The sequence below is a fragment of the Desulfosporosinus lacus DSM 15449 genome (genome assembly GCF_900129935.1).
Lineage (GTDB): Bacteria > Bacillota > Desulfitobacteriia > Desulfitobacteriales > Desulfitobacteriaceae > Desulfosporosinus > Desulfosporosinus lacus.
This window is the reverse complement of sequence record NZ_FQXJ01000014.1, coordinates 80,279-92,874: the sequence shown is the minus strand read 5'-3', so window position 1 is coordinate 92,874 and position 12,596 is coordinate 80,279. Positions and strand designations below refer to the sequence as shown.

Below are 12,596 nucleotides of genomic sequence, written 5' to 3'. Positions count from 1 at the left end.
GAAACTCATAGAAAGGTGTGGTAATGACAAATGAATAAAAAGAAAATATTCAAATGGTTTACAATGAGTGTGGGAGTATTAACTTTGGCGGTACTATTGCTTGGAAATGTCAGTAGTGTTTTTTCTACTGAAAAAGTTAAACATTTAGATGTAGAAGACACAATCAAAGCTTCAGCTATCAAAACTTTCGATATAGATACTAATAAAGTTAAACCTCATTTTTCGAGTGAATTAAATGAGAAAAGTACCAGCTTACCCGAAGATATAAAAAGTAAAGCAATACGTACTTTTCTTAAGCTAACCGATGAAGGGGGGTTCAAAATAGGTGATTATATCCCGATTTATTTCATCGGAGAAAACGAAGTTTCAATAGCAATTAAGCACTCCGATGGAACTATATCTCTTCACAAATTTGATATATCAAAAGAAAAACCGATTAAAACTGATCATATAGTTAAGGAGGCAAAAAAATAATGAAAGATAATTAATATAAAATAATTGCGTTGACATTAATCCTATTATGTTTATGTGCAGTTCCCGCGTACGCATTTGACTTGTTGATGATGTATACTTCTAAGTTTCAATTATTTAAGGGCAGATCTACGGATATTGATGACCTTATCCTCAATACTTTAGGTGGGCTGCTGGGGTTTCTGATTTATGCTGCAATTAAGAAAACTAATAGGTTTGAATCCTGCCATTGAAATTTTCCAAGATCATGTACTTTGAAATATATAAATAATAAGGAAGATTCCGACTGCGAGGACTAAACCGGTGAGCAATGTATTAAGTATTGACGATGATCGATAGGTATTCTCAGTTATTTGTTTCTCAGTTTTCTTATACTTGATATAGGCGAATACGCTCATTATTGCGCCTAGACCCACAAGGAGGATTCCAACGATTGACGAATATCCATGGGAAGAAGGTAATACATTTTCAAAACCAGCTTGGCTCAAAATATATGACATTTGTTTTATGAACAAAGAGAATCGCTCCACTACGAAACCGAATCCCATTATCCCTATGGCTGTTCTTATCCATGCAAGAAAGGTCCTTTCATTGGCCATGTAAAAACGGGGGTCACCAACTTTTACAGGCTTCGTTTCTTCAATTATTTTTGACATACAACAACCTCCATAATTCCAAGGCATTTTTCAATCTTTTTTAAATAATAAGTATCCTCTCTCATGCATGCTCAATATACCTTTGCTCTCCATTCCTATCGTCATTACTCTCAGCTGGCTTTTGGTTTATATTCTATCATGATAATACAAATAAAACCCACACCTTGCTAATAGCCCTATTGGCAGTAATTGATGGAAGCAGAAATGTAGAAGATATATTATTTACAGATTTATTTTGCAGTTCAGTTGAAGCCTGAAGGAAACTTGTTTCCTTCAGGCTTTCACATTTTCTCAAGTTTATCCAAAAAAATTAGTTAAAAATATGCCCAATATATCCGCTGCAGAATGGGAAGTTATGAAGATCTGTTGGTTCAAGTCGTCTCCATGTACTGCCAATGAAATCGTTAAGGCTTTAGAACAGTCGACGGATTAGTGGTAGCCTATGGTTGTAAGTAATGAGGAAGTAGGTCGACTCTGGATAAACAAGCAAAGATTATCTCTTGACGAGGTAGTCTTTTGCTTTTAATTATATGGTATTATTATCCTTGGGAGTAAAAACTTGAATATTTCAAAACATTGGTGAGACATACGGATAAGCAAAGCAAAATGAACCAATCAACAAAATAAAGGATTGAAGTGTAATCTGGAGTAGTTATGGAAAAAAGCAAAAAATAGGGGGGCTGTTACTTGAACTGTATTGTAATAAAAAATATTCCATTTGACTTAGACTTTGAAGATTTACTTAACAGATTGCGTATCAAAAAAGGGACTGAATATGAAAAACGGATAGAAGAACTTGTCCAAGAGGCCGAAAAAAATGCAAATCTTAAGGTTCTATATAAGTTATCATACATAGAAGATAAAAAGGATGATACGGTTGTTATTGATGGTGTAAAGTTCTCCAGTCGTATCTTACGAGTCAATTTGGATAACGTTAACAGGGTGTTCCCATATGTTGCTACCTGTGGGCATGAATTAGAGAATTGGTCAAAAGGCTTCTCAGATATGCTGGAAATGTTTTGGTTGGATACAATTAAGGAATTAGCGTTGAGATCGGCAAGGACTGCTCTTACAAAGGAGTTAAAGGATAAATTTGAACTGGATAAAATGGCCAATATGAATCCAGGTTCTTTAGAAGACTGGCCCATTAGTCAACAAAAGGAACTTTTTCAACTCTTTGACAGTCATGAGAAATTAATTGGGGTGGAACTTAAGTCTAGTTTTCTGATGACACCTATTAAATCAGTATCAGGCATATTTTTTCCAACAGAAACTAACTATGAGAATTGTATGCTATGTCCTAGAGGAGCCTGTCCTGGAAGAAAGGCTCCCTATGATGAAAAACTATATACTAAGAAGTATGCATTATAATAACGTCTATTCGAGGGGGATATGAAAATGGATAAAATTAATATTTGTGAGAAATTAGATCTTTTTAATGATTATTGGAGTCCCAAAATATTAGGCGAGGTCAACGAATCCTATGTAAAAATTGCCAAACTCAAGGGTGAATTTTTATGGCATATTCATGAAAAAGAAGATGAAATGTTTTATGTTCTAAAAGGATTGTTGATTATTAAGTTTAGGGATAAGGATGTTATATTAAATGAAGGAGAATTTCTTATTATTCCAAAAGGAATCGAACATATGCCTGTTGCTGAAGAAGAAGTACAGGTCATGTTAATTGAAGCAAAAACAACATTGAACACTGGAGGTATAAGAAATGAAAGAACCGTTGAGAAACTTGAAAGAATTTAGTGAGGGTTGTTCTTAATCAATAAAAATCCAGTCTATAAAAAGATGAGGCCAAGTTTAACTGACACCATAGCAACCGCGTCTGGTGAGGAAGATTTGACCGGTCCGTTGAAAGAATTGAGTTGGATTTAATGAATATCTTTGATAAGATGAAGGCAAGAAATTAACTTTAATGCACAATAGTGTAATCACATAATGGAGGGTGAAAGATTAATAATTATAAAAAGGAATGAAAGAAGATGGAAGAGCAAAGAGTTTTAAAAATGTTGAATGAACTAATGGGCGAAATCAAGAAAACGCGAGATGATCTATCAAGCGAAATATCACAAACAAGAGCGGATCTATCGGGTGAAATATCACAAACAAGAGCGGATTTATCGGGTGAAATATCACAAACGAGAGCGGATTTATCGGGCGAAATATTACAAACGAGAGCGGATTTATCGGGCGAAATATTACAAACGAGAGCGGATCTATCAAGCGAAATGTCACAAACAAGAGCGGATTTATCGGGCGAAATATTACAAACGAGAACTGATCTATCAAGCGAAATCTCACAAACGAGAGCAGATCTATCAAACGAAGTATTACAAACGCGATCTGATCTATCAGGCGAAATATCACAAACACGATCTGATCTATCAGGCGAAATATCACAAACACGATCTGACCTATCAGGCGAAATAAGTACGATAAAATCCGAAGTTGGTAGAAACCGTATGCTATTGGAGGAGGTACAAAAGCAGATTAATACGGTTGCTGAGGGAGTAACGTCATTGAGGGAACAAACTGCACAGCAATTCGAAACACTTACACACTATGTAAACGAAAAAACGAGTTTACTAGAGAAGGTTATCCGAAACGAAATTGATGAAGGTAAACACATAAAAGGTATATTGGGCGAACATGAGGTTTCTATAAGGCACTTGAAAAGCAAAAGTTTATAAGGGCAAAATGAGCCACAACAAATTCCAAATGCAGATTTAACCGTTCCAGTTGTAATTAATTAAATAGATGAAAAACAAAGGCATCGGAACTTATAAATTCTGATGCCTTTGTTTTCATATAAGCTTAAATCCATAAGCATAAAAAATCCCCCGGTGATCGGGGGAAGGATCCTTGAAAATATATACAACTTAAGTTGGCAGATCCATTCAAAAGACCTCAAAGTCGTTTACGCCAGGATTCAGGCCATGTCGAAACGATCTGCGTTCATCACTTTGTTCCAGGCAGACACGAAGTCATGCAAGAACTTATCCTGAGAGTCGTCACAGGCATAGACTTCCGCGATGGCCCGGAGTTGGGAGTTTGAACCGAAGAGGAGATCAACCCGGGTGCCGGTCCATTTGAGTTCGCCAGTCGCGCGATCACGGCCCTCGAACAGGTTTTCATCTTCAGATGTCGGCTTCCAGGTTGTGTTCATGTCGAGGAGGTTCACGAAGAAGTCATTTGTAAGCGTCTCTGGTTTCTTGGTGAAGACACCGTGCTGAGACTGTCCGTAATTGGCATTCATGACGCGCATGCCGCCAACCAGAACCGTCATTTCCGGAGCGGTTAATGTCAGCAATTGTGCACGATCAAGCAGAAGTTCTTCTGCTGAAACGGAAAATTTGGTTTTTAAGTAGTTGCGGAAGCCATCTGCAGCCGGCTCGAGCACTGAGAATGAGGTAACGTCGGTCTGCTCCTGCAAGGCATCTGTGCGTCCCGGCATAAAAGGAACGAACACATTATGACCGGCATTCTTCGTAGCTTGCTCTATACCCGCACATCCGCCAAGGACGATTAAGTCGGCGAGAGAAACTCTCTTTTGGCCTGACTGTGCATTGTTGAACTCCCTTTGGATTTTTTTAAGGACTTCTAAAGTAGCATTCAGCTGATTTGGCTGGTTGACTTCCCAATCCTTCTGTGGTGCAAGACGGATGCGTGCTCCGTTTGCCCCGCCGCGTTTATCGGAGCCACGGAAGGTAGATGCCGATGCCCAGGCTGTTAAGACAAGCTGGGAGACGGAGAGGCCGGAAGCCAAGATTTTACTCTTGAGATCCGCGATATCCTGTTCGTTAATCAATTCATACTCGACTGCCGGCACCGGGTCCTGCCAGATCAGTTCCTCTGCAGGAACTTCAGGACCGAGATAACGTGAACGCGGACCCATATCGCGGTGGGTCAGCTTGAACCATCCACGGGCGAAAGCGTCCGCAAATTCCTCGGGGTTTTGCTGGTAGCGCCGTGCGATTGGTTCGTAGATCGGGTCGTAGCGAAGGGAGAGGTCCGCCGTGGTCATCATCGGCCGGTTTTTCTTCGATGGGTCGTGTGCGTCAACCACCATGTCTTCTTCGGCCACGTCCTTGGCCAGCCACTGATGCGCGCCGGCCGGGCTTTTGACCAGTTCCCACTCGTATTTGAACAGCACGTTGAGATAGCCCATGTCCCATTTAGTCGGGTTCGGCTTCCAGGCCCCTTCAATGCCGCTGCCAATGGTATCTCCGCCTTTGCCGCTGCCGAAGCTGCTCTTCCAGCCGAGGCCCTGTTCCTCCATACCGGCAGCCTCAGGTTCCGGACCGACATGGGCCGGATCCCCCGCACCGTGACACTTGCCGAAGGTATGTCCGCCGGCGACGAGGGCGACAGTCTCTTCATCGTTCATGGCCATCCGGGCGAAGGTCTCCCGAACGTCATGGCCGGAAGCGACGGGATCCGGGTTACCGTTCGGCCCTTCCGGGTTTACGTAGATCAGACCCATTTGTACGGCGGCGAGGGGATTCTCGAGCTCCCGGTCGCCGGTGTAGCGCTTGTCGCCAAGCCACTCGGCCTCAGAGCCCCAATAAATGTCCTCTTGCGGCTCCCATACATCTTTGCGTCCGCCGGCGAAGCCGAAGGGTTTGAGTCCCATTGACTCGATGGCGCAATTGCCTGCGAGGATCATCAGGTCGGCCCATGAAATTTTCCTGCCGTATTTCTGCTTGATGGGCCAGAGCAGACGGCGCGCCTTGTCGAGGTTCACGTTATCGGGCCAGCTGTTGAGGGGTGCTAAGCGTTGGGTGCCGGATCCCGCGCCGCCGCGGCCGTCGTTTGTGCGGTACGTGCCTGCGCTGTGCCAGGCCATCCGGATGAAGAGAGGCCCATAGTGACCATAATCCGCAGGCCACCAATCCTGCGAATTGGTCATTAATGCAAATAGGTCCTTCTTCAGCTCTTCCAGATCGAGCTTCTTGAATTCTTCTGCATAGTTGAATTCTGAAGCCATGGGATTGCTCAAGTTTGAATTCTGATGAAGAATCTTGAGGTTCAACTGATTCGGCCACCAGTCTCTGTTAGAAGTACCACCGCCTGAAGTGGCATTTTTCGTTCTGCCTGTTACTGGGCATTTGCCTTTTTCATCCATAAAGTCCCCTCCTCGGATAATAAAATTATTGAATAAGTTTGCATATCTGGATTATCAAGGGAAGGATAGAGATTTTCCCCGAAAGAAGAAAAATACTTCCAGCCTTGGCCTTGACAACGATGCCATAAACATGATGGTGTAGCTTGCATGTGTGAAAAAAATGATTTGCTTCTTTTTTATAGTTTGCTTTTAAGTACATCAACTAAGAAACCATAGGTTTGTTTCGTTTTGAATTATGCTATCTAAGATATTTTAATTATAATAAACGGTCTAAAATTGTAATTATTATAATATAATTCATTATATAATATGATGACACGGATGACAATAAAAAATAATGAAAATTCAAAACAAGTATGTAACAAAACATTCAGGTGGAGAAGAAAAAAACAGCAAAATCGGGTTAAAAAAAAACGAAGTTATCAACTTCGAACTTCCAAATGTAGCGGATATAACAATTAGGGCCTTCCTGATCAGGATGTAAGAATCGATGTCAATAACCATGAAATTAATCAACTTGGAATTTCCGGGACACAGGTTGCCAGGGATGTAAAAATCATGGGCAAAATTAGAGCCTTTATTCCCAGAATGAACGAAATGAAGAGCTCTTTTGGTACAACATGAAGGGGGGCTCGGTAATTAATGCTTGGGTACAAGAGATGGTAGATTTGAGACCTTTGGAGCTTGATCTTAGTTACAGGTGGAAATATATTTGAAGTCAGGAGGATATGGCGATATAGTGAAGAATAAATTTTGGTAGGAATATTGTACCCGAGGGAACATTGGAGGAATATTGAATGGCTGATAATAAAGTCAGTATTAAGCAATTCATGAAAGATGAATGTTTGCAAGAGAGTTTAATGGTAATTAAGGATTCATTTATTACTGTCGCAAAAGAATTTAACTTTACTGAGGAAAATTGTCCCTCTAATCCTGCCTTTACAAATCTGGAAAAGCTTCATATTATGAGAGATAATGGGATAAGTATGTTTGGCTTGTTTGAAGATGACAGGCAAATTGGATTTGCGGCACTTGAAAAGGCTAATGATAATATTTTCTACATAGAAAGACTTTCTGTGTTACCAGGATTTAGGCATAAAGGGTATGGTAAAACTATATTGGATTTTGTTTTTAAATATCTAAAAGCTCAAGGAGCAAAGAAAGTTTCCATTGGTATTGTTAATGAGAATTTGCTTTTGAAAGATTGGTATATATTGTATGGTTTCAAGGAGACGGGTTTAACAAAATATAAGCATTTACCATTCACAGTTTGTTTTATGGAAAAGATTGTTGATGAATGATGATTAAGGGTGAATATCATTGTGTACAAAATGCCATTAACTATTGACATTCACATAGGTTGAAGGTTTTATGATTTTTTTAACTCTCAGAATAAATCTGGGAGTTTTTTGTTAGTTCTATTCATTGACAAGAATGGAATCACCTCATATAATTATTATATTAGAAATTCCTAATATAATAATTATATGAGGTGATAAAATGTCAAATATGGGGAACCAACTTATATCAAATGTATTCAAAGCTTTGGCTCATCCTACGAGAATTCAAATAGTGAAGTTATTAAGAAATGGTGAACTGTGTGTATGTGATATACTACCTAATCTTGATTCTGAACAATCCAATACCTCTCAGCATCTTACAGTGTTAAAAAATCAAGGTATTGTTGAAAGCAGAAAAGATGGATCTAAGGTTATATACTCAATTAAAAACAAGGAAGTTTACGAAATGATTGACCTTGTTGAAGCAATTATTCTTCGTCAAATAGAAGAAACAAAGACTTCATTATTAAAATAAATCAGGAGATGATCATTTGTTTATTTTTGAGTGGTTAAATAATCAATTACTTAGAATGGAGTGGCTTTATAATTTAGTAAAGCTTTTGGTAGAAAATGTTTTTGGGTTAAGCATTCAGGATCGCTTAGGTGGAAGCATTCATTTCTATATTTATGATGTCATAAAAATCTTCATCTTGCTTTCAGTTTTAATCTTTACAATTTCCTATATCCAAAGTTTTTTCCCACCGGAGAGAACCAGAAAAATACTAGGTAGATATAAGGGAGTATCTGCAAATATATTAGGTGCTTTACTTGGGACGGTTACACCATTTTGTTCTTGCTCTTCTATTCCATTGTTTATAGGCTTTACCAGTGCAGGTCTGCCGATTGGGGTGACATTTTCGTTTTTAATATCGTCTCCTCTTGTCGATTTAGCCTCGGTTATTTTACTGGCCAGTATCTTTAACTGGAAAATTGCCATAGCCTATGTGGCTGTTGGGATTGTCCTGGCAGTCATTGGAGGGACAATCATTAGTAAAGCGAAGCTTGAAAAGTATGTAGAACCCTTTGTTTTTGGCAATAAGATACTTGAGGTGGATCAAGAAGAGCTGACGACTGGTGAAAGAATGGAATATGCCAGAGATCAGGTCTTAGATATCATTAAAAAAGTTTGGCTCTATATTCTCATCGGTGTTGGAATAGGGGCAGCCATCCATAATTGGATTCCAGAAAACATCATATCAGCAGTTCTTGGCCAGGATAAATGGTATTCGGTTTTGTTAGCCACCCTTGTGGGTGTGCCGATGTATGCAGATATCTTTGGTACCTTGCCTATAGCTGAAGCCTTAGTATTAAAAGGGGTAGGTATTGGAACTGCCTTGTCCTTTATGATGGCTGTAACAGCACTTTCGCTGCCCTCCATGATCTTGCTGAAGAAAGTTGTGAAGATGAGACTTTTAGCGATCTTTGCCGGGATTGTTACTCTGGGAATTCTAATCATTGGATACTTCTTCAATGCCTTTGGCTATTTATTGATGTAGTCTAAGTTTGATATCTCCGAAAAATAGCATTGACGGATGTCATGGATGGGTTGTAAGTTAAAGTTCTTAGAGTTTATAATGGCATATTTATTGGGGTTAATTGGCTTTTCATTCTTGTATTTTATATTCTAATAAAAAAGTTAGGGAGTGGATTAGTATGATTATTAAAATTTTAGGTTCTGGATGTAAAAACTGTGAGACTCTAAAAGAGAATACGGAGAAAACGCTAAAAGAGACAGGCATAGAAGCAGAAATAATTAAAGTCAACGACCTTAAAGAGGTTATGGCCTATGGGGTAATGTCGACCCCGGCCTTAGTGATTGATGAGAAGGTTGTTTCCGTTGGTAAGGTTTTAAAGCCGAAGGAAATAGCTAAGATTCTCGAAAATCATAAGTGAAATCGGTTTAGCCTCAGGCCCTATTGCTGTTACGGTAATGTCATATTTAATATAAAATAGAGTGGCTCAACAATGTGCGAGCCACTCTATTTTATAGCCCGTTTTTAAATTTCCTTGACGATTGTATTTAAGTCATAAAAAACATTATAATATAAATTGAGGGGGAAATTGGGAATATGTTTACAATTCTGATGTACATTGTAGCTTTCGGCTTTCTTATCCTTTCTTTTATAAAGGATAAGTCAAAGACGTCCGCAGCCTTGAAGAAGGCCTGGAAGTCATTTGAAAATATCCTGCCTCAGTTCCTGGCTATTTTAGTAATTATCGGGATTATGCTGGCGGTTTTGAGCCCGGAAGTGATTTCCGGATTAATCGGTGAGAAATCTGGGTGGTTAGGAATGCTAATGGCCTCAGTAGTCGGTTCAGTTACTTTAATACCTGGATTTGTAGCCTTTCCCTTAGCTTCGGCTTTATTGGAAAGCGGTGCTGGTTTTAGACAAATAGCCGTTTTCATCTCAACGTTAATGATGGTCGGAATCGTGACAATCCCTCTGGAGATTCAGTATTTCGGTAAAAAAGCAGCAATACTGAGGAATAGCTTTGCCTTTGTATTTTCATTTTTGGTAGCTATAGCAATTGGGGTGGTGTTGAGATGAAAATGCTGGTGAAACGATACAAGTTCTTCTTGGTGCTGATTGTGATTAATATTGTCATTTATGCTTTGTATCCAACAATCGGTCAAAGGTCAATTAACATCACTTGGAGCAATACTGTGGAAATGCTTTCGGTTATACCACCAATATTTATTCTATTGGGGCTATTGGATGTATGGGTACAACGGGAAACGATGATCAAGTTGATGGGTGAGAAATCGGGAATCCTTGGTATTCTGATCGCGTTTTTCTTGGGTTCGGCTGCTGCCGGACCGTTATACGCAGCATTTCCCATGGCAGGAGTGCTCTTGAAGAAAGGGAGCAAGTTTTCTAATGTCTTAATTTTTATTGGCGCCTGGTCAACAACCAAAATACCGATGCTCTTATTTGAAGCTTCTGCGCTGGGCTGGATGTTCATGATAACTCGGTTTGTCATCAACATACCTGGAATTATCTTGATTGCTTATATCACTGAAAAGCTATTGAACCCCAATGAAAAACAGTATATTTTTGATAGTGCCGGTAGATAAGTTCACTGTCTGGTCAAGGTAGGTTGCGTTGGAGACTGAAGCCCCAGGGCTGCAATAGGGGAAAGGTTGGCAGCCAGCATCTGAAATGGGGTAAAGGCCTCTAATATGAAATAAGGTTTGAAATGCGCATTTCAAACCCGGGTTGGGAAGGGGATAGCCGGCGGATCTTAACTTTGCGGCGAAGCCAATCACTGCTGGGTTCTTTCCTTTAAACCTTTCGTTAAAAAATTAAGCACCTTTTTTCTATAGGCTTCATAGGTTGCGGGATCTTTGGCAGACAGGTTTTTCAGCTCAGCGGTCAATTCCTTGAGGGTTCTGTCCAGGCTATCGTATAAAAAGGCGACTCGATTGGCGCAGGCTTTGTTTTGAGCTTCATTAAGCTTCTTATTCATCATGCGGATATCCTCGTAAGAGGTACTTTTCTTAATGGAGTTTAACTCCGACTGCAGCTGCACCTCTTTGGTTTCCATCTCCCTTTGGGACTGGTTTAACTCCACAGCCTTGGTCTTCAGCTTGTCGCGCTCAGTGGTCAGCTGGGTTATTTGGTTCACCTGGTCATCCAGGGTTTTCTGGAGATCTCCTTTTTCCTTGAGGGCCTGATCCCGTTCCTTGAGGGCCTGGTTCCGGTCCTTGACCGCCTTTTCCAGTTCCCGGGTGGACATGTTTTCCACATCCAGCTCGGCAATGAATTCCGCCCGTTCTTCCGCAGGGATTCCTAAGAGGATAAGAGCTTGGGTATAATTCAGATTCGGCAGCTCTTGGACCTGGATGCCGGCGTCGAGGGAGACGGTCTGCGGGGTTCCATAGGCCTCGAAGATGCGCATCAGTTTAGAGGCGGTTTGCTGGGAGTAGCTGAAGGACTCCTCCAGCCACTTGCCCCATTCCCCATAGGGAAGCAGCCCTTTGGCCTCTTTCAGGCGGAGGCCGATCTCGATAGCAGCTGTCAGGAGAAACTTTCCGGTCTGATATTTAATTGTGTTTATTTCAGAGGCAATCACAGGCGGAGTGCGATTCGTTGTCAAATCGTTCATAATAATTGCTGATCCTTTCAGTGCTTTTTTCATAGAATATGAGCTTAAACCTGCTAGTGTGAAAAATTTACGATCAAACGTCTCTGCCAAATTCCTCCCCGCGGTCCAATTAGGCAGAAACAAGACAGAAGGCTGACCCATAATGGTCAGCCTTCTGTCTGCTTATTTCCGCCTAAACCTGGGGCGGATCGTAGAGGTCCTCGGTTGAAGTGTTGATCACCTTGATATCGCGTTTTCTGGTCAGCTCGCCGCTGGTGGTAATATATACATTCTTCTCAATAATCATGTCCATAACGGTTTCGGCATCCGCCTGCTGTAGGTTTACCTTAGGATCCGGGATGGTTATAGAGAAGGTTTTTCCCCCGGCAGTCTCAAAGGTTAATCTTAAGATCTTAGTCGTTGTCACGGCCATCTGGCCACCTCATTTCCTATTAATCAATTTCGAGACACCCACTTCTTTAAGTGGGTGTTCCGATTTCTACTTCGGTGGGGGTAGAATCCCCTACCGAAGCCCCAATGTTCAGCTTTAGCTGAACGAGTTCACTTTTCGCAGAGCTACTCTTCAAGCAGCTCATAGCTTTTTCTAAGGAGGACGCTTGTCACGGGATTCTGCCCCAGACTGAATAAAGCGGCCGCCACATCATAGGCATCTTGTTCCGTGGTGTCGGCCTTCAGATCATTCAAGCTTTTTTGTTTGATCACCGGGCTGCCTTCAGGGGTAAATCCATTTTGGTATTTGACAATTAGCGTTGAATTTAAGGACATGGCATTAACAGCCATTATCTTCACTCCTCTTGTTCCTATTGACGGCTTTTCGATCAGCCTATCTGTATATTCTATGAGTTGGTTCGGACAAAGGTTACAGCCTGGTCATCATTTCTTAAG

At 40.9% G+C, this 12,596-nt stretch carries 16 protein-coding genes and 1 pseudogene; 12 read left to right on the top strand and 5 right to left on the bottom strand.

Annotated elements, in window-relative coordinates; translation table 11 throughout:
• The first annotated feature begins 30 nt into the window (after positions 1-30).
• Both BUB11_RS17720 and BUB11_RS17715 read left to right on the top strand, forming a co-directional pair.
• On the top strand, positions 31-474 hold the full coding sequence (locus tag BUB11_RS17720; RefSeq protein WP_073031089.1) for a hypothetical protein: 444 nt from the start codon (positions 31-33) through the stop codon (positions 472-474).
• Positions 475-560: 86 nt separating this feature from the next.
• Positions 561-704, top strand: coding sequence for a VanZ family protein (locus BUB11_RS17715; RefSeq protein WP_084110376.1), 144 nt, complete (start codon positions 561-563; stop codon positions 702-704).
• 12 nt (positions 705-716) lie between these two features.
• Here BUB11_RS17715 and BUB11_RS17710 read toward each other — a convergent pair whose 3' ends face one another.
• On the bottom strand, positions 717-1,127 hold the full coding sequence (locus BUB11_RS17710; RefSeq protein ID WP_073031088.1) for a YidH family protein: 411 nt from the start codon (positions 1,125-1,127) through the stop codon (positions 717-719).
• Between the two features lie 322 nt (positions 1,128-1,449).
• On the opposite strand from BUB11_RS17710, the pseudogene BUB11_RS17705 reads away from it, so the two are divergent.
• The 4 genes and pseudogenes from BUB11_RS17705 to BUB11_RS17690 all read left to right on the top strand — a co-directional run.
• Positions 1,450-1,557: pseudogene (locus BUB11_RS17705) on the top strand (BlaI/MecI/CopY family transcriptional regulator); the annotation flags it as partial.
• A 257-nt stretch (positions 1,558-1,814) separates the two neighbouring features.
• A complete protein-coding gene (locus BUB11_RS17700) occupies positions 1,815-2,498 on the top strand; it encodes a vitamin B12 dependent-methionine synthase activation domain-containing protein (protein WP_073031087.1) in 684 nt (227 codons plus the stop codon).
• A gap of 27 nt (positions 2,499-2,525) precedes the next feature.
• Positions 2,526-2,885, top strand: a complete 360-nt coding sequence (locus BUB11_RS17695; RefSeq protein WP_073031086.1) for a cupin domain-containing protein — start codon at positions 2,526-2,528, stop codon at positions 2,883-2,885.
• Between the two features lie 236 nt (positions 2,886-3,121).
• Positions 3,122-3,829 carry a hypothetical protein gene (locus tag BUB11_RS17690; RefSeq protein WP_073031085.1) on the top strand — a complete coding sequence of 236 codons (708 nt, stop codon included), beginning with the start codon at positions 3,122-3,124 and terminating at the stop codon, positions 3,827-3,829.
• A 239-nt stretch (positions 3,830-4,068) separates the two neighbouring features.
• On the opposite strand, the gene katG is transcribed toward BUB11_RS17690, so the two are convergent.
• The gene (katG, locus tag BUB11_RS17685) at positions 4,069-6,264 is read right to left on the bottom strand and encodes a catalase/peroxidase HPI (RefSeq protein WP_073031084.1); all 2,196 of its coding nucleotides are present in this window, start codon (positions 6,262-6,264) and stop codon (positions 4,069-4,071) included.
• Between the two features lie 797 nt (positions 6,265-7,061).
• Here katG and BUB11_RS17680 point away from each other — a divergent pair.
• From BUB11_RS17680 to BUB11_RS17655, 6 genes are all read left to right on the top strand, one after another.
• Positions 7,062-7,565: a GNAT family N-acetyltransferase gene (locus BUB11_RS17680; RefSeq protein WP_073031083.1), complete on the top strand. Its 504-nt coding sequence runs from the start codon at positions 7,062-7,064 to the stop codon at positions 7,563-7,565.
• A 199-nt stretch (positions 7,566-7,764) separates the two neighbouring features.
• A complete protein-coding gene (locus tag BUB11_RS17675; RefSeq protein WP_073031082.1) occupies positions 7,765-8,079 on the top strand; it encodes an ArsR/SmtB family transcription factor in 315 nt (104 codons plus the stop codon).
• A 16-nt stretch (positions 8,080-8,095) separates the two neighbouring features.
• Positions 8,096-9,100, top strand: a complete 1,005-nt coding sequence (locus tag BUB11_RS17670; protein ID WP_073031081.1) for a permease — start codon at positions 8,096-8,098, stop codon at positions 9,098-9,100.
• A gap of 157 nt (positions 9,101-9,257) precedes the next feature.
• Positions 9,258-9,497, top strand: a complete 240-nt coding sequence (locus tag BUB11_RS17665; protein WP_073031080.1) for a thioredoxin family protein — start codon at positions 9,258-9,260, stop codon at positions 9,495-9,497.
• Positions 9,498-9,673: 176 nt separating this feature from the next.
• A complete protein-coding gene (locus BUB11_RS17660) occupies positions 9,674-10,153 on the top strand; it encodes a permease (RefSeq protein WP_073031079.1) in 480 nt (159 codons plus the stop codon).
• Entirely contained in the window at positions 10,150-10,680 is a 531-nt protein-coding gene (locus BUB11_RS17655; RefSeq protein ID WP_073031078.1) for a permease, read from the top strand. Before BUB11_RS17660 ends, BUB11_RS17655 begins: the two co-directional genes overlap by 4 nt.
• 188 nt (positions 10,681-10,868) lie before the next feature.
• Here BUB11_RS17655 and BUB11_RS17650 read toward each other — a convergent pair whose 3' ends face one another.
• The 3 genes from BUB11_RS17650 to BUB11_RS17640 form a co-directional block, all read right to left on the bottom strand.
• Entirely contained in the window at positions 10,869-11,711 is an 843-nt protein-coding gene (locus BUB11_RS17650; protein WP_073031143.1) for a DUF3102 domain-containing protein, read from the bottom strand.
• 172 nt (positions 11,712-11,883) lie between these two features.
• Positions 11,884-12,123, bottom strand: coding sequence for a DUF2922 domain-containing protein (locus BUB11_RS17645; protein ID WP_073031077.1), 240 nt, complete (start codon positions 12,121-12,123; stop codon positions 11,884-11,886).
• Positions 12,124-12,266: 143 nt separating this feature from the next.
• Entirely contained in the window at positions 12,267-12,491 is a 225-nt protein-coding gene (locus BUB11_RS17640; RefSeq protein ID WP_073031076.1) for a DUF1659 domain-containing protein, read from the bottom strand.
• Positions 12,492-12,596 lie beyond the last annotated feature (105 nt).